This window comes from Actinomadura macrotermitis (assembly GCF_009604375.1).
GTDB classification, from domain to species: Bacteria; Actinomycetota; Actinomycetes; order Streptosporangiales; family Streptosporangiaceae; genus Spirillospora; species Spirillospora macrotermitis.
In genome coordinates, this window is sequence record NZ_WEGH01000003.1 from 235,920 (window position 1) to 250,879 (window position 14,960).

12 protein-coding genes are annotated in these 14,960 nt (G+C 71.3%); 3 read left to right on the forward strand and 9 right to left on the reverse strand.

Features of this window, described 5'->3' with window-relative positions; genetic code table 11:
- The first annotated feature begins 20 nt into the window (after positions 1-20).
- On the forward strand, positions 21-629 hold the full coding sequence (locus ACRB68_RS22225; protein WP_153535576.1) for a hypothetical protein: 609 nt from the start codon (positions 21-23) through the stop codon (positions 627-629).
- 4 nt (positions 630-633) lie between these two features.
- On the opposite strand, the gene ACRB68_RS22230 is transcribed toward ACRB68_RS22225, so the two are convergent.
- From ACRB68_RS22230 to ACRB68_RS22250, 5 genes are all read right to left on the reverse strand, one after another.
- Entirely contained in the window at positions 634-855 is a 222-nt protein-coding gene (locus ACRB68_RS22230) for a hypothetical protein (protein WP_153535578.1), read from the reverse strand.
- Between the two features lie 52 nt (positions 856-907).
- Positions 908-1,462 (reverse strand): GNAT family N-acetyltransferase, encoded by a 555-nt coding sequence (locus ACRB68_RS22235; RefSeq protein ID WP_153535580.1) that lies wholly within the window; start codon positions 1,460-1,462, stop codon positions 908-910.
- A complete protein-coding gene (locus ACRB68_RS22240; RefSeq protein ID WP_153535582.1) occupies positions 1,459-1,896 on the reverse strand; it encodes an acyl-CoA thioesterase in 438 nt (145 codons plus the stop codon). Before ACRB68_RS22240 ends, ACRB68_RS22235 begins: the two co-directional genes overlap by 4 nt.
- Positions 1,897-2,052: 156 nt before the next feature.
- On the reverse strand, positions 2,053-3,717 hold the full coding sequence (ettA, locus tag ACRB68_RS22245; protein WP_153535584.1) for an energy-dependent translational throttle protein EttA: 1,665 nt from the start codon (positions 3,715-3,717) through the stop codon (positions 2,053-2,055).
- A 343-nt stretch (positions 3,718-4,060) separates the two neighbouring features.
- Positions 4,061-4,507: a MarR family winged helix-turn-helix transcriptional regulator gene (locus ACRB68_RS22250; protein ID WP_328594589.1), complete on the reverse strand. Its 447-nt coding sequence runs from the start codon at positions 4,505-4,507 to the stop codon at positions 4,061-4,063.
- Between the two features lie 300 nt (positions 4,508-4,807).
- On the opposite strand from ACRB68_RS22250, the gene ACRB68_RS22255 reads away from it, so the two are divergent.
- Positions 4,808-5,509 (forward strand): SDR family NAD(P)-dependent oxidoreductase, encoded by a 702-nt coding sequence (locus tag ACRB68_RS22255; RefSeq protein WP_153535586.1) that lies wholly within the window; start codon positions 4,808-4,810, stop codon positions 5,507-5,509.
- Positions 5,506-6,543 (forward strand): amidohydrolase family protein, encoded by a 1,038-nt coding sequence (locus tag ACRB68_RS22260; RefSeq protein WP_328594590.1) that lies wholly within the window; start codon positions 5,506-5,508, stop codon positions 6,541-6,543. Before ACRB68_RS22255 ends, ACRB68_RS22260 begins: the two co-directional genes overlap by 4 nt.
- Positions 6,544-7,169: 626 nt before the next feature.
- Here the strand turns inward: ACRB68_RS22260 and ACRB68_RS22265 are convergent.
- From ACRB68_RS22265 to ACRB68_RS22280, 4 genes are all read right to left on the reverse strand, one after another.
- Positions 7,170-8,372 (reverse strand): GGDEF domain-containing protein, encoded by a 1,203-nt coding sequence (locus tag ACRB68_RS22265; RefSeq protein WP_328594591.1) that lies wholly within the window; start codon positions 8,370-8,372, stop codon positions 7,170-7,172.
- Between the two features lie 1,164 nt (positions 8,373-9,536).
- Positions 9,537-10,265: a single-stranded DNA-binding protein gene (locus ACRB68_RS22270; RefSeq protein WP_328594592.1), complete on the reverse strand. Its 729-nt coding sequence runs from the start codon at positions 10,263-10,265 to the stop codon at positions 9,537-9,539.
- Between the two features lie 99 nt (positions 10,266-10,364).
- Entirely contained in the window at positions 10,365-12,029 is a 1,665-nt protein-coding gene (locus ACRB68_RS22275) for a GTPase family protein (RefSeq protein ID WP_153535590.1), read from the reverse strand.
- Positions 12,026-13,795, reverse strand: a complete 1,770-nt coding sequence (locus tag ACRB68_RS22280) for a GTPase family protein (RefSeq protein WP_328594593.1) — start codon at positions 13,793-13,795, stop codon at positions 12,026-12,028. The genes ACRB68_RS22275 and ACRB68_RS22280 overlap by 4 nt, the downstream gene beginning before the upstream one ends.
- Positions 13,796-14,960 lie beyond the last annotated feature (1,165 nt).

The window sequence follows — 14,960 nt, forward strand, 5'->3', positions numbered from 1 at the left end:
TCGCGGAGAGGAGAAACGCGATGTTCATCCAGGTCATCCAGGGCAAGGTGGAGAACCCCGCCCAGGTCAAGGCGACGTTCGACCGGTGGATCCAGGAGCTGGCCCCCGGCGCGGACGGCTGGCTCGGCTCGACGTGCGGCGTGACCTCTGGCGGCACGCTGCTCGCCCTCGCCCGCTTCGAGTCCGCCGAGGCGGCCCGCCGCAACAGCGAGCGCCCCGAGCAGGGCGAATGGTGGGCGGGCGCGTCCAAGCTGTTCACCGGCGAGGTCGCCTTCCACGACTGCGCCGAGTGCGACACCTGGCTGGACGGCGGCTCCGACGACGCCGGCTTCGTCCAGATCATGCAGAGCCGCGTCCGCGACCTGGACGGGCTGCGCGCCTGGATGGGCCGCCAGGACATGACGGCCCTGCGCGCGGCCCGGCCCGACATCATCGGCGGGGTCATGGCCCCGCACGGCGACGGCGGCCTGACCGAGGCGATCTACTTCACCACCGAGGCCGCCGCCCGCGAGGGCGAGCGCGTCGAGCCGCCACCGGAGATGCGGGCGCAGATGGAGGAGCTCCAGGGCTTCTACGACGGCGACGTCGCCTACCACGACCTCACCGACCCCTGGCTCTACTCGGCCTGACCGGTCAGACCAGGCCGCCGGTGAGGAAGTGCATCGTCAGCCAGACCAGGCCGACGAGCAGGACCAGCCGGCGCACCAGCCACCCGGCGGGCTTGCCCCGCACGGCGAAGACGTTCCAGACGAGTTCGGAGAGGGTGTCGCCGGGCTGCCGGTTGAACACCGCCGGCAGCTCGATGGCGAAGAACATGAGGATCCACAGGATCCAGGCGGCGAGATAGGGAGACATCGTTCACCTCGGGGAGACGTTCTACTCACTCACTCCCCGTAATCGGAGATCGTTACCCCAGCTCAGCGGGTGGAAGTAGCGAGATTCCGTCATCCCAGGGCGCCAGGCGCTCGAAGAGGCGCTCGTCATGCCAGCGCCCGTTCACATGGATGTGCCGCCGGGCCACCCCGATGGGCGAGAACCCGTTGCGCTCCAGCACGCGCTGCGAGGCGTGGTTGTCCACCTGGGTGAAAGCCTCCACCCGGTGCAGCCGCAGCTCCCCGAAGGCCACGTCGAGGACCTGCCGCAGGGCCTCGGTGGCGACGCCGCGGCCCGTGTGGGCGCGCGCCACCCAGTAGCCGACGAAGCAGCTCCGCAGGGGGCCGCGCAGGATGTTGTTGAGCGTGATGCACCCCGCCACCTGCCCGTCCACCAGGATGGCGCCGGGCCAGCGCTCTCCGCGCGCGAGCCCCTCGAGCTGGGCGCGGACGTTGTCGCGCTGCCCCTCGGGCGTGAAGTACTCCGGCGCCCGGTCCGGCTCCCAGCGGCGGAGGTGATCATGGTTGTCGACATAGAGCGCGGCGAGCGCCTCGGCGTCCTCCAACCGGACCAGCCGGAGGCCTGTCACTCCTTCGGCGCGAGGTAGCGGCCGATGAACTCCCGCTCCTCCGGCGTGAAGCGGCGCAGCCGGCCGGCCTCCACGTCGAACGCGACCAGCACCGAGCTGGCCGTCGCGTAGACGGTGTCGTCGTCGCACACCTGGTAGGCGAGGCGGAAGGAGGCGGCCCGCGCCTCGGTCACCCACGTCTCCACCCGGACCGGGTAGACCGTCGGCAGCAGCGGCGCCTTGTAGTCGATCTCGTGGCGGGAGATCACCATGCCGCGGACGGGCTGCTCCCCCTTGCGCACCGGGTCGCCGTGGAACATCTCCAGCCGGGCGTCCTCCAGGTAGCCGAGGAACTTGACGTTGTTCACGTGCCCCTGGGAGTCGATGTCCCCGAAACGGAGGTGGAACTCGTAGACGTGCCGGAACTCGGCCGGGGGGATCTCGGTGCGCTGCATGTCCTCGCCTGGGAGGTCGGGGTCGCGGTCGGGCCGATGCTACCGTCGCGAGCCGCCCGGAACGGCAGCACGCCCCGCACAACGCCCATAACCGAGCAACCCCTGACAAAAAGAACGCCGCACCCCGGACCGGGGCGCGGCGTTCTCCTGCGGACGTCAGTCGCGGGTGAGCTTGCGGTGCGTCACCCGGTGCGGACGGGCCGCGTCGGCGCCGAGGCGCTCGACCTTGTTCTTCTCGTAGTCGGCGAAGTTGCCCTCGAACCAGAACCAGTTCGAGCCCTCTTCCCACGCCAGGATGTGGGTGGCGATGCGGTCCAGGAACCACCGGTCGTGCGAGGTGATCACGGCGCAGCCGGGGAACTCCAGCAGCGCGTTCTCCAGGCTGGACAGCGTCTCGGTGTCCAGGTCGTTGGTGGGCTCGTCCAGCAGCAGCACGTTGCCGCCCTGCTTGAGGGTCATCGCCAGGTTCAGCCGGTTGCGCTCGCCGCCCGACAGCACCCCGGCCGGCTTCTGCTGGTCGGGGCCCTTGAACCCGAACGCCGCGATGTAGGCGCGGGACGGCATCTCGACCTGGCCGACCTTGATGTGGTCGAGCCCGTCGGAGACGACCTCCCACACGTTCTTCTTGGGGTCGATGCCGCCGCGGCTCTGGTCGACGTAGGAGATCTGCACGGTCTCGCCGATGCGCAGGCCGCCCGAGTCGGGCTGCTCCTCACCGATGATCATACGGAACAGCGTGGTCTTGCCGACGCCGTTCGGGCCGATCACGCCGACGATGCCGTTCGGCGGCAGGTTGAACGACAGCTTCTCCATCAGCAGCCGGTCGCCGAAGCCCTTGCCGAGCTCCTCGGCCACGATCACCGTGTTGCCGAGGCGCGGGCCCGGCGGGATCTGGATCTCCTCGAAGTCCAGCTTGCGGGTCTTGGCCGCCTCGGACGCCATCTCCTCGTACCGCTGCAGACGCGCCTTGCTCTTGGTCTGCCGGGCCTTGGGGTTGGAGCGGACCCACTCCAGCTCGTCCTCCAGGCGCTTCTTGCGCTTGGCGTCCTTGTTGCCCTCGACCTTCAGCCGCTCGGCCTTCTTCTCCAGGTAGGTGGAGTAGTTGCCCTCGTAGGGGTGGCAGCGGCCGCGGTCCAGCTCCAGGATCCAGGTCGCCACGTTGTCCAGGAAGTACCGGTCGTGGGTGACGGCGAGGACGGTGCCCTCGTACTTGGCCAGGAACTGCTCCAGCCAGTTCACGCTCTCGGCGTCGAGGTGGTTGGTGGGCTCGTCCAGGAGCAGCAGGTCGGGCGCCTGGAGCAGCAGCTTGCACAGCGCGACGCGGCGGCGCTCACCACCGGACAGCATGGTCACGTCGGCGTCCGGCGGCGGGCAGCGCAGCGCGTCCATCGCCTGCTCGAGCTGGCTGTCGAGGTCCCAGGCGTTGCGATGGTCGAGCTGCTCCTGCAGCTTGCCCATCTCCTCCATCAGCGCGTCGCTGTAGTCGGTCGCCATCAGCTCGGCGATCTCGTTGAACCGGTCGAGCATCGCCTTGGTCTCGGCGACGCCCTCCTCCACGTTGCCGAGGACGTTCTTGTCCTCGTTCAGCGGCGGCTCCTGCTGCAGGATGCCGACGGTGAAGCCGGGCATGAGGCGGGCCTCGCCGTTGGAGGGCTGCTCCAGGCCGGCCATCATGCGCAGCAGCGTGGACTTTCCAGTCCCGTTGGGGCCCAGGACACCGATCTTGGCGCCGGGCAGAAAGTGCAGGGTGACGTCGTCGAGGACGACCTTGTCGCCATGTGCCTTGCGCACACGCTGCATCGTGTAGATGTACTCGGCCATAATCGTCAAGCCTAAGGCCTTCAGGCCACCGATCGACCCAGCTCCGCCCCGGCACGGCCCGGCGTCCCCCGATGACCACACCCGGCCACCCCAGGCCCCTCCCCCACTGAACAACCCCTGCCGCCCGTCCCCCACCCGGTGGCCCTCGGCCTGCAGCCGAGCATGCGCTCACCCGCCGCCCGCAGACCTATGCCCGCTGTGGCCGCGCCCTCGATCAACTCCCGCCCGCGAGCCCTGCGGCCCTGCCGGCGGCCGTCCACCCGCTCGGCGCCAGTGTGAGGCGCGGCCCCGGACCGTACGTTGTCAACGGTCCGCGTTGTGCTGCCGCGACCAGCTACCACGCCTATCGGCTGGTACCGCGAGATCGGGCGACGAGCCGGGTCTCGATGTTCTGGAGGGCTGCGATCAAGGTGTCGATCTCGTCGGCGTCGGTGACGGTTCCGTCGAGCAGGCGGGTCCATGTGTCACGCAGCCGCTGCAGGTTCTCCGCCGCCTTGGGGGTGGGGTAGAGGCGTACGCGCCGGGCGTCGTGCGCGTCGGCGTCGCGTCGCACCAGGCCCTTCCTCACCAGGCCGCGGACGGCTCTGCTGACGTTGCTGGAGATCATCTGGGTCGCCTCGGCCGCCGCGCTGACCGTCGTGCCGGGGTGGCGGTCGACGTACCGCATCACCGCCCCTTCCATGGGTGTCCCCGATTCGGCGTCGGCTTCCTTGGCCGCGTTGATGTGGCGGCCCACCGCCAGGATCAGGTCGGCGAGCTCGAAGAGCTGCGCGTTCTGCTTCTCTTCCACCCCGCCAGCCTATCTTCCCTATCCCGCGATACCTATCTTTTGACAGGCATCATCATGGGCGGATAGATTAGCTATCAGTCGATAGCTACCTCTGTCGCTTTCTCCAGGAAGCCCGGAAGGGCCGCGGCGGCCGGACCGGGGACGCCACAGGCCGAAGCCTTGCGCGGGTCGCGATCACATCCGGCGCATCGCCCGGCAATCAGCCCGGCAGCGAAGATGCCGCTGTAGGCGAGATACGTGAATCCGGGCCCGGGCAGGAGCCTGATCCGGCCCGTCCTGAGAGCAGGGAAGGGAACCGTCATGAGTGCGGGTAGCGAGAAGAAGGCGCTGATCATCGGCGCGTCGCGCGGTCTGGGCCATGCGCTGGCCGCCGAGTTCCTCAGCCGTGGCTGGCAGGTCACCGCGACGGAGCGGACGCCCTCCGCTCTGCACGGGCTGGCCGGGCCGGCCGGGGGCCGGCTCACCGTGGAGAACGTGGACATCACCGTTCCCGAGCAGGTCACGGCACTGCACGAGCGTCTGGCGGGGTCGCGGTTCGACCTGCTGTACGTCAACGCCGGAACGAACTACACCACCGACCCCTCGGCGACCTTCGCCGATGTGTCCACCGAGGACTTCGTCCGCGTCATGGTGACCAACGCGCTGAGCCCGATGCGCGTCATCGAGACCCTGCAGGACCTGGTCCCGGCGAGCGGGACGATCGGGGTGATGTCGTCGGGCCAGGGCAGTGTCACCGACAACACCAACGGCGGCTTCGAGGTCTACCGGGCGAGCAAGTCGGCGCTGAACCAGCTCATGCGCAGCTTCGCCGCCCGGCACGCCGACGACCCGCGCACGCTGCTGCTGATGGCGCCGGGCTGGGTGAAAACCGATCTGGGCGGCCCCAGCGCTCGCCTGACCATCGACGAGTCCGTCCCCGGCCTCGCCGACACGATCGAGGCGCAGGCCGGCAGGGGCGGACTGCACTACCTGGACCGGCAAGGCCGGACCGTCAACTGGTGACCACCGCGCCCCTCACGGCCTACCCGGAGCACACCACCATGAAGACCATCGCCATCGAAGAACACTGGAACAGCGCCCCCATCCGCGAGGCGCTCGACCGCCTGCCGCACGCGACACGTGATGAAAGCGTCGCCTTCAACGCCATGGGCGACACCCAGACGAGGCTCGAGGACATCGGGCAGGGCCGCATCGAGGCCATGGACGCCGCCGGGATCGACATCGCGATCCTGTCGGTCGTCACCCCCGCCACACAGCCGCTGCCCGCGCCGGAGGCCATCGCGCTCGCACGGGAAGCGAACGACGAGGCCACCGATGCCGTCCGTTCCCACCCGGACCGCTTCCGCGCCTTCGCGACCCTGCCCACCAGCGATCCGCAGGCCGCCGCCGCGGAACTCGAACGGTGCGCCACCCGGCTGGGCCACGTGGGCGCCATGGTCCACGGCCGCTCCGGCAGCCGCACGCTGGACGACCCCGCCTACGACGACCTGTTCGCCACCGCGGCCCGCCATCACCAGCCGATCTTCATCCACCCGCAGATCGCCTCCAACGAACTGCGCGAGGCCGCCTACCGGGGCCTGGACCCACAGGTCGAACTGGGGCTGGCGACCTTCGGCTGGGGCTGGCACATGGACACCGGCCTGGCCGCGCTGCGCCTCATCCTGAGCGGCACCTTCGATCGCCACCCCGGGCTCCAGCTCGTCCTCGGGCACTGGGGCGAGATGCTGCTGTTCTGGATGGACAGGGCCGACAGCCTCTCCAACGTCGCGGGGCACCTGCAACGCCGGGTGGCGGACTACATCAAGACCAACATCCACATCACCAGCAGCGGCATGCTCCAGGAGCGTCTGCTGCGCCACACCCTCGACTTCACCAGTGCCGGGAAGGTGCTGTTCTCCACCGACTACCCCTTCCACCGCCCCGACGCCGCAGCGGTCGGGCAGTTCCTCGACGCCATCCCCGACCCCGCCGACCGCGCCAAGATCGCCTACGGCAATGCGGAAGCACTGTTCCACCTGGCGAAGGCCCCCGAATGAGCGCGGCGCACCACCCCGCTTCTCGCCGGCCACTGCCGCACTGACGAGGCCCTGATCCCCCGCTCCAGTGCCCGGCTCACCATCCACGGCAGACGCCTGTACCACCCCAGACGAACGGCAGGTGGAGCGCCTGAACCGCACCCTGCTGGAAGGATGGGCTCATAGGCATGCCCATCACCCAGTAACCGCGCAGCCGGGCCCGGACGTCCGCCCGCCCACAGGTGCGACCGCATGGTGCTCCGGCGAAGCCCCTTGGACGACAGGACCCGCTGGCGATCATGCCCCCCTTCAACATCCGCACGAAGCCCACGCTCCTGCCACACCGCCACTAGGCATGGCCGTTGCCCAGCGACCGCACGGCCGGGTTCCGGACGTCCGCCCGCCCACAGGTGCGACCGCATGGTGCTCCGGCGAAGCCCCTTGGACGACAGGACCCGCTGGCGATCATGCCCCCCTTCAACATCCGCACGAAGCCCGCACTCCTGCCACACCGCCACTAGGCATGGCCGTTACCGACCAAGCACGCGGCCGGCCCCGAGCGTCCAGCCCGCCAATGGGTGCGGCCGCTCGGTGTTTCGCGTGAAGTGCCCTGGACGGTCCGCTGGTGGCCGTGGCTTGGGCGGGGGTCAGCCTTCGGTGGCCTTGGGGCTGTCGAGGGCGGGGAGGCAGACGCGGTCGCGGCCGGACTGTTTGGCCCGGTAGAGGGCCAGGTCGGCCGCCGCCAGCAGTTCGATCAGGTCGTCGCCGTGCATCCGGTAGAGGGCGACGCCGACCGAGATCGTCACGCCGATCGTGCCGTCCTCGGCGGGCACCGCGAGGCGGCGCACACGGCCGCGCAGGCGTTCGGCGACGCGGCACGCCTCGACGGTGTCGGCGCCGGGCAGCAGCACCACGAACTCCTCGCCGCCGAACCGGCCCACCACGTCGTAGTCGCGCAGCTGGCCGCACAGGGTGCCGGCGACGCCGATGAGCACCTGGTCGCCGAGCAGGTGGCCGTGGGTGTCGTTGACGCGCTTGAAGTGGTCGATGTCGATGAGCAGCAGGGCCAGCGGATCATGGGTGCGCTGCGCGCGGGAGAGCTCGGTGTCGGCCTCGCGCTGCCAGGCCGCCGCGTTGAGCAGGCCCGTCTTGGCGTCGGTGCGTGCCGCCGCCTGGAGCTGCTGGTGCATCAGGCTGCGCTGCAGCAGCACCACGGGCGGCAGCGTCAGCGCCAGCATGCCGAGCGACAGCGCGCTGGTGACCGCCACGGTGACGCCGACGCACAGGTCGACGACGTCCAGCAGCAGGCTCTCCCGGTTCCACAGGACGTCGCGCCAGCGGCCCTCGGGGTCGGCCGCGTGCGCCGCGAACGCGACGAGGAAGGTGTTGAGCACCGTGAACAGCGCCGCGCAGCCCACCGCCGCCGGGATGCCGGGCCAGCCGTCGATGACCCACCCGGGCGTCCCGGCCAGGGGCTCGGGCACGACGTGGTGGAAGGCCACCGACGCGCAGGCCCCCGAGACGCCCAGCGCCGCGATCACCAGCACCCGCCGGTAGAGCAGCGTCCGGCGGACCCGGAACTGCAGCAGCATCTGCAGCGGGATCGGGATCAGCAGCGCGTAGAGCGGGGGCAGCAGCAGGACGACCGGCAGCCACCAGGCCGACAGCAGGTCCCGCGCCACGCCGGCCGGCATGCCGAGCCGCCGGGAGGTCTCGATGCAGACCGCGCCACACGCCAGCAACGCGCCAAATGTCAGTAGATCGTTGAGGCGCACCGGGGTCCGGGTGAGGCCCGCGACGGTCAGCGTCAGGTGCACCAGGACGACCGCCGGCACGTACACGCCCAGCACGGACGGGCGCCCCGGAACCCCCCGCCGCCGGGGTTTTCCGGTGATGTCTCCGCCGCGATCCTCGGCGGACGACTGCACAGCCGTCATCCTTCCCCCCTATGCATCACGTTGTGTAACACGATAGTTGCAACGTGTGCGGAGTGGACCGGAAACCGGTACCTTCGATTACGCACATGTGGGTGTCCGTTTCGGGCACCCGCGGAGAGGTCCGCGACTTCCGCGGCCCTCAGCACATCCGGAGGGGGAGAACAGCATGCGCGGCGTTTCCTGGATCTGACGCGGACGCGACCCCGACGGCGCGGGGGCGCCGACCGGCAGCGGTGCTGCCGCGACGCCCCCGCCACCGAGGGCGGGAGGCGGTTCAGGACCGTGATGACCGTTTCCCTTCCAGTGTCTTCATGGACAGGACTCCCGTCTCCCGGTCAGGGCCCTCCGCTCGCCTCCCGAACCGCGCCGCGATGCGTTCTCCGGGTTCGGCCGGCAGGGCTTTCAGGCGCCCTCGCGCTTCGCCCCGCGGGCCTCACCGCCGACGTCGATCCGTCTCTGCGGCACCACGGTGGCGGCCGATATCCGCCTCCGGTGTGTCCGGCTCCCCAACTCTGACCCATGATTACCGAGAGTACGTCGACCTTTACAATTTTGGGAACAAGTCGGGGACGCCGACGAGGTGAGTGCTCTCTGACCAAGTTCAACATTCAACTCACCCGCCCCGCCTGCCGCTCGCCTTCCTCTCTCTGATCACCTCCGGCTTTCCGAACCTCCTCAGCTTCTTTTCCGGCTCCGGGTCACGCCTGTCCCGTACGGCCCGCACGGCCCCCTGTCACTGGGCCGCGGAGCGCTCACTGGTTCCGGCCGCGTCGGCGGCGGAGCCCCTGAACGTTCAGGTGGCCTTGATCAGCCTGCTGGTTCCCTTCGCTGTACCGCGGAGCGCCCGCCTGTTCCGTCATGCCGACCAAGAGGTACCCGCGCGCTGAGGCAGGCTTGGCACAGGTTGTCCGCTTCGCTGTCACTGAGCCGCGGAGCGCCTACCCGTTCCGACCATGCCGACCAAAGAGACACCCGCGCGCCGAGACGGGCTTGGCACAAGCCGTCCACATCACTGTCACTGGGCCACGGAGCGCCTGCCGGTTCTGGCCGGGTCGGCGGATGGTTCCGTCTGGAGGGTCAGGCGGCTTTGACGTGACGGCCTCGGGAGGAGCGGGCCTTGCCCTCTTTCGGTGGTTGGTCCGGAGAGGGTTCGTCGGTGCGGGCGAAGTCCGGCGGGGACGCGGTGGCGGGGGTCTGCGGATCTTGGAGGGTTTTCGTGTTGGCGGGGGGACGGTCGAAGAGGGTGAGGGGCGGCCCCTTCTCGGGGCGGGGCGCCGTGAGGTCGTTGCCGGGGATGTCCGGGCGGGTGGTGGACGACCCGGCCTCTCCGGCGAGCAGGGCGCCCGGGTGGACGGCGGCCGGTGCCGCCAAGGGACCTGCCAGGGCCCACTGGTCGGTGGCCTCGTGGACCTCGCGGCGGTCGTCCTCGGTCAGTCCCGCGCTGCGGACGACCGGGCGGAAGTCGGCCGTGCCGCGGTTCAGGTCGTGCCCGACCGTGGTCGCCTCGATGTCGGCCGAGAACCGCCACTGGCCGTCCTTCTCGTACTGGCGGATGCGCAGCCGGCCGGTGACGACGACGGGATGCCCGCGCTTGATCTCGGAGGCGTTGACGTTGTCGGCGAGGGTGCGCCAGCAGTTGACGGTCAGGAACATCGTCTCGAGGTCCTGCCACTGGGCCGAGCGGCGGTCGTAGCGCCGGGGCGTGCAGCCGACCCGCAGCGACAGGTAGGGGGTCCCGTTGCCCGTCACCGAGTAGTAGGGCTCCGCGGCGACCCAGCCGATGACGGTGATCTGTGCCTCGTTCACGTGTCCTCCGTGGGGCGGCGGGCCGGGGTGACCCGCGGTGAGTCCACGGTGGCTTACGGCGACGGGAGCGGGGAAGGGGGTGCGGAAACTGTGGATAACTCAGCTGCGGGCGGCGTCGACGGCCGCGCGGAACCGGGCGTAGACGTCCAGTTCGTCCGCGATCGGCTCGATGATCATGCTGTCGGCGACGCGCTCGATGCTGTCGAGCATGTGCTGTTCCATGCGTTCGCCGTGCTTGGCCGACGACAGCGCCACCATGTTGCGGCAGGCCGAGGACGTCAGCCAGCCCATGCCGAGCGTGGAGACGACCAGCACCGCGACATAGGGGATGAGGCCGGGCTCGCCGAGCAGCGCGTTCGGGTTCTCGCCGCCCACCTTGAAGACGCCGTAGGCGACCAGCAGGCCGATCCAGGCGACGCCGAGGACGGTCGCCAGCACCAGGAAGTACTGCCAGGTCTTGACGAGCCACCACCAGCGCGGCACCTGGTTGAACGTCGGCAGCGCGTCCTTGAGGGAGGCGCCGAGGGCCTCGGGCAGCCCGGCGGCGTGCGCGCGCGCGGCCGCGCGGACCGAACGGGCCCAGGCGGCCGGGAGGTCGCCCGTGATCCCTTCGGTGACGCGGACGAGGGCGTTGTCCACATCGCCCTGCTGCGCCCCGACCGGGCCGGTGAAGGCGTTGCGCAGCTCCTCGCGCAGCTCGGTGAGGCGCATCCGGCGCAGCGGGTCGCTGCGCAGCCGGGCGATCATGGCGTGGACGGGCCAGCCGACGAAGTCGGCGGCGCGCAGCTCGTAGGCGCTCTCCATGGCCTCGGCGACGGCGGGCGCCCCGGCGGCGTTGGTGAGCTCCTCGACCAGCTCGGTGCGCGCCTGCGCGGACACCCCGGCGGGCGGCTCGGCGTCGCCGCGGTAGGGGGCGAACCGGTCGGCGAGCCGGTCCACGTCGGTGGTGATGCGCTCGCTGCGGGCCCGGCGGGCGGCGACGGTGTCGACCAGGACGTCGCGGAAGCCGAGCACGCCGTCCTCGCTGGCCGCCGAGGTGGTGACGATCCGCGGCTTGGCCAGGCCCTCGGCCTCCAGCAGGCGGCGCAGGTCGGCGACGCAGTCGTCGACCTCGCCGGGCTGCAGCTTGTCGACCTGGTTGAGGACGATCAGGGTGACGCCGGCGTACCGGGCGAAGGGCACGATGTAGTTGCGGTGCAGGGCCGCGTCGGCGTACTTCTGCGGGTCGACGACCCACACCAGCAGGTCGGCGATGGTGACGAACCGGTCGACCTCGGCCCGGTGCACCGCCTGGATGGAGTCGTGGTCGGGCAGGTCCAGCAGGACCAGGCCCTGCAGCGAGGAGTCCGAGCGGGCCGAGTCCAGCGCGCTGGCGCGGGCGTAGCGGTGCCGCTTGTCGACGTCCAGCCAGTCCAGCAGCGGGCCGGCGCCGTCCAGGCCCCACACGCAGGCGTGCGCCTTGGACGTCATCGGGCGGCGCACCCCGGTCGGCGACAGCTCCAGCCCGCAGATGGCGTTGAACAGCGACGACTTGCCGCTGCCGGTGCCGCCGGCGAGGGTGACGACGGTGTGCTCGCCCGACAGGCGCAGCCGTTCGCCGGCGCGCTCCAGCAGGACGGCGGCGTCGCCGAGCAGCTTGTCGTCCAGCCGGCCGGTGCCGAGCTCGACCATGCGGTCCAGCGCGGTGAGCCGGCCGGACAGGTCGGCGGCGGAGTCGGGGGACGCGGGCCCGGCCGGGCTCGCGGGGATGGCCGCAGTGGTCATCGGGCGACCTCGAGGTTGTAGGTGGCCTGGTAGAGCTGGACGGGGACGGTCTCGTCGGGGATGCCGGCCGCGTCGAGCGCCTGCCCGAACCGGATGGCCTCCTCGTCGAACAGCATGCCGATGCGGCTGCGCAGGTCGGCGCGGGCCTTGGCGCCCATGCCGCGCAGCGACTCGGCGCCGAACAACGCCTTCAGCAGCCGCTGCGGGACGGCGCTGGTGCCGCCCTCGACCGCGACGTCGGAGGTGCCGTAGCCGAGCAGGCCGATCATCAGGACGAGCGACAGCGCCTCGGAGTCGAACGACACCAGCTTGGCGACCGAGCGCTTGGTGACGCCCTCGGTGCGGATGAGCTCCTGGACGTGGTCCTGCCAGGAGCTGACGGCGCGGGTGACGCGGCGCGACAGCTCCGGCGAGGCGGTGCCGAGCGTGGCGGCGGGGCCCGCCAGCACCTGCCCGCCCGCGGGGTGCCCGCGCCAGCCCGCCAGGACCTGCTCGGCCGCGTGCTCGGCGGTGGACAGGATCAGCGACTCCAGGCCGCTGCGCAGCGCGGCCTTGAGCGAGCGGACCCGGCTCGGGGCGCGGTGCCGCCGGCTGGAGCGGCGCGTCAGCGACAGCCGGCCGCGCCGGACGTGCAGCGCGCGCAGCAGGTCGCCGGTACCGGCGAAGTCCTGCCAGCGGGCCAGCACCTCGCCGCGCAGCAGCGAGCCGTTGCGGGTGGCCTCGTCCAGCTCGGCGAGGGCGGTGCCGTAGGCGGACTCGACGAGCTGGGCGAGCTCGGCGCGCTGCTCGACCTGCGCCTCGACGTGCTTGGCCAGCTCGGGGATGCGGGTGCGGAAGCTGTCGAGCACGCCGCCGAGGGTGTCGCCGACGACGATCTCGCGGTCGGTGGCGTCCTCGGCGACGCCGACGAGCCAGGCCCGGATGTCCTCGATGGTCTCCTCGGGCAGCCGGCTGTCCTCGACGCGGGTCTCGGGGATGGTGAAGCGGCGCGCGTCGCCGACGCCCTGCTCGGCGAGCATCTCGCCGAAGTGGTCGACGACCTCGGCGCCGGCGCCCTGCGGGACGCGCGACAGCACGACGCCGATGCTGGCGCCGTTGTCGCGCGCGCGCTGCAGCATCTGCCACACCTGCGCGTCGGCGTACCGGGCCGCGGTGGTGACGCACAGCCACAGGTCGGCCGCCGCCATCAGCTTGGTGGCGAACTCGTAGTGGTCCTCGAAGACCGAGTCGAAGTCGGGGCTGTCCAGCAGCGCGAGACCCGGGGGCAGGACGTCGCTGGAGATGATGACGAGCTGGTCGCCGGCGATGGCGTCGGGCGCGGGGCCGCGGACGCGTCCCATGCCGGGCAGCATCGGGCCCTTCAGGAACCACTCGGCGTGGTCGGGGTGGCAGACCAGGATGGGGCTGCTGGTGGTCGGGCGCAGCACGCCGGTGGCGCTGACCCGGGACCCGACGAGCGTGTTGACCAGGGTGGACTTGCCCGCGCCGGTCGAACCGCCGAGGACCACCAGCATGGGGACGCCGGCCGCCTGGATGCGGGGCAGGGCGTAGTCCTCCAGCTGGTTGCGCAGCTCCAGGCGCGCCTCGCGGGCCTCCTCGACGCCGGGGACCTCGAGCACGAACTCGAACGTGTCGAGCCGGTCGCGCAGGTCGCTCAGCGCCCGCGTCAGATCGCTCTGCCGCAGGGGCTCGCGCGACGCGGCGGCGGACCGCGCCTGGCCCGCGCCCTTGGCGCCGGCCTTCCCGCCCGCAGGCTCGGACGGCACGGGAGCAGCGGCCCAGCCCTGTCCAGCGGTCTCGCTGCCAGGCTTTTCGCCCGACTTGGCGCCGGCCTCACCGGGCTTTTCGCTCGGCTTGGCGCTGGTCACAGCCGTTTCGCCCGCGGTCTCGCCGCGCGACTCGGAGGAGCCCGCAGCAGTCTCGGCCGTGCTCTTGACACCCGATGCGACCACAGGCTCACCACCGAGCGCTCCGCCCGGCTTGGCACTGGCCTCGCTACGCGTCTCGGAAGATCTCGCAGCACTCTCGGCTGCGGCCTCGGCACCTGACGCGACCGCAGACTCGCCCCGCGTCTCAGACACCTGCGCAGCCGCCTGAACCTGCCCGGCAGACCCACCGTCGGACGTTCCGTTCGACTCGGCGCCGGCCTCACCAGGCGACTCGGAAGAGCTCGCAGTACTCTCGGCTGCGGCCTCGGCGTCCGACGCGACCGCAGGCTCGCCACCGGGCGCTCTGCCCGACTTGGCGCCGCCCTCACCATGCGACTCGGAAGAGCCCACAACACTCTCGGCTGCGGCCTCGGCACCCGATGTGACGGCAGACTCGCCATGCGTCCCGGACACCTGCCCGGCAGACTGCCCACCGGACGCTTCGCCCGACTCGGTGCCGACCTCACCAGGCGCTTCGGAAGAGGCCACAGCAGTCTCGGCACCCGACGCGACCGCAGTCTCGCCCTGCGTCCCAGACACCTGCCCAGCCGCCTGATCCTGCCCGGCAGGCTCACCGTCGGGCTTGGCGCCGATCTCACCGCGCGCCTCGGAAGAGTCCGCAGCAGCCTCGGCCTTCACACTCGACGCGTCGGCGGACTCGGCGCCCGTCTCAGAGGCCTGGCCAGTGGCCAGAGCCTGCTCGTCGGGCTTTTCGCTCGGCTTGGCGCTTGTCACAGCCGTTTCGTCCGCCGTCTTGCCGGCCGGCTTGGCGTGCTTGCCGACGCGTTCCGTGGTCGTTTCGCCCGCGGGCCCGCTCGTGGGTGCTTCGTTCGCCGCCTCGGCCTCGGGGGCGGGGGCGGAGTCGGTGCCTAGAGCCATGTCATCGCCTGTCTCGAGGCCGGGCGGGCGGCGGCGTGCGGCGCCCGCGGCGGACGGCCCGGACGTCGCGTCCTGGCCGAGGGCGGCCGGGCCGGACGGCGCCGCGCCGGGCTCACGCCCAGAG

Excerpts from the sequence above, each read along its gene's own strand:
- ACRB68_RS22225 (WP_153535576.1), top strand. The coding sequence starts at position 21 with ATGTTCATCCAGGTCATCCAGGGCAAGGTGGAGAACCCCGCCCAGGTC.
- ACRB68_RS22230 (WP_153535578.1), bottom strand. The coding sequence starts at position 855 with ATGTCTCCCTATCTCGCCGCCTGGATCCTGTGGATCCTCATGTTCTTC.
- ACRB68_RS22240 (WP_153535582.1), bottom strand. The coding sequence starts at position 1,896 with ATGCAGCGCACCGAGATCCCCCCGGCCGAGTTCCGGCACGTCTACGAG.
- ettA (WP_153535584.1), bottom strand. The coding sequence starts at position 3,717 with ATGGCCGAGTACATCTACACGATGCAGCGTGTGCGCAAGGCACATGGC.
- ACRB68_RS22255 (WP_153535586.1), top strand. The coding sequence starts at position 4,808 with ATGAGTGCGGGTAGCGAGAAGAAGGCGCTGATCATCGGCGCGTCGCGC.
- ACRB68_RS22275 (WP_153535590.1), bottom strand. The coding sequence starts at position 12,029 with ATGACCACTGCGGCCATCCCCGCGAGCCCGGCCGGGCCCGCGTCCCCC.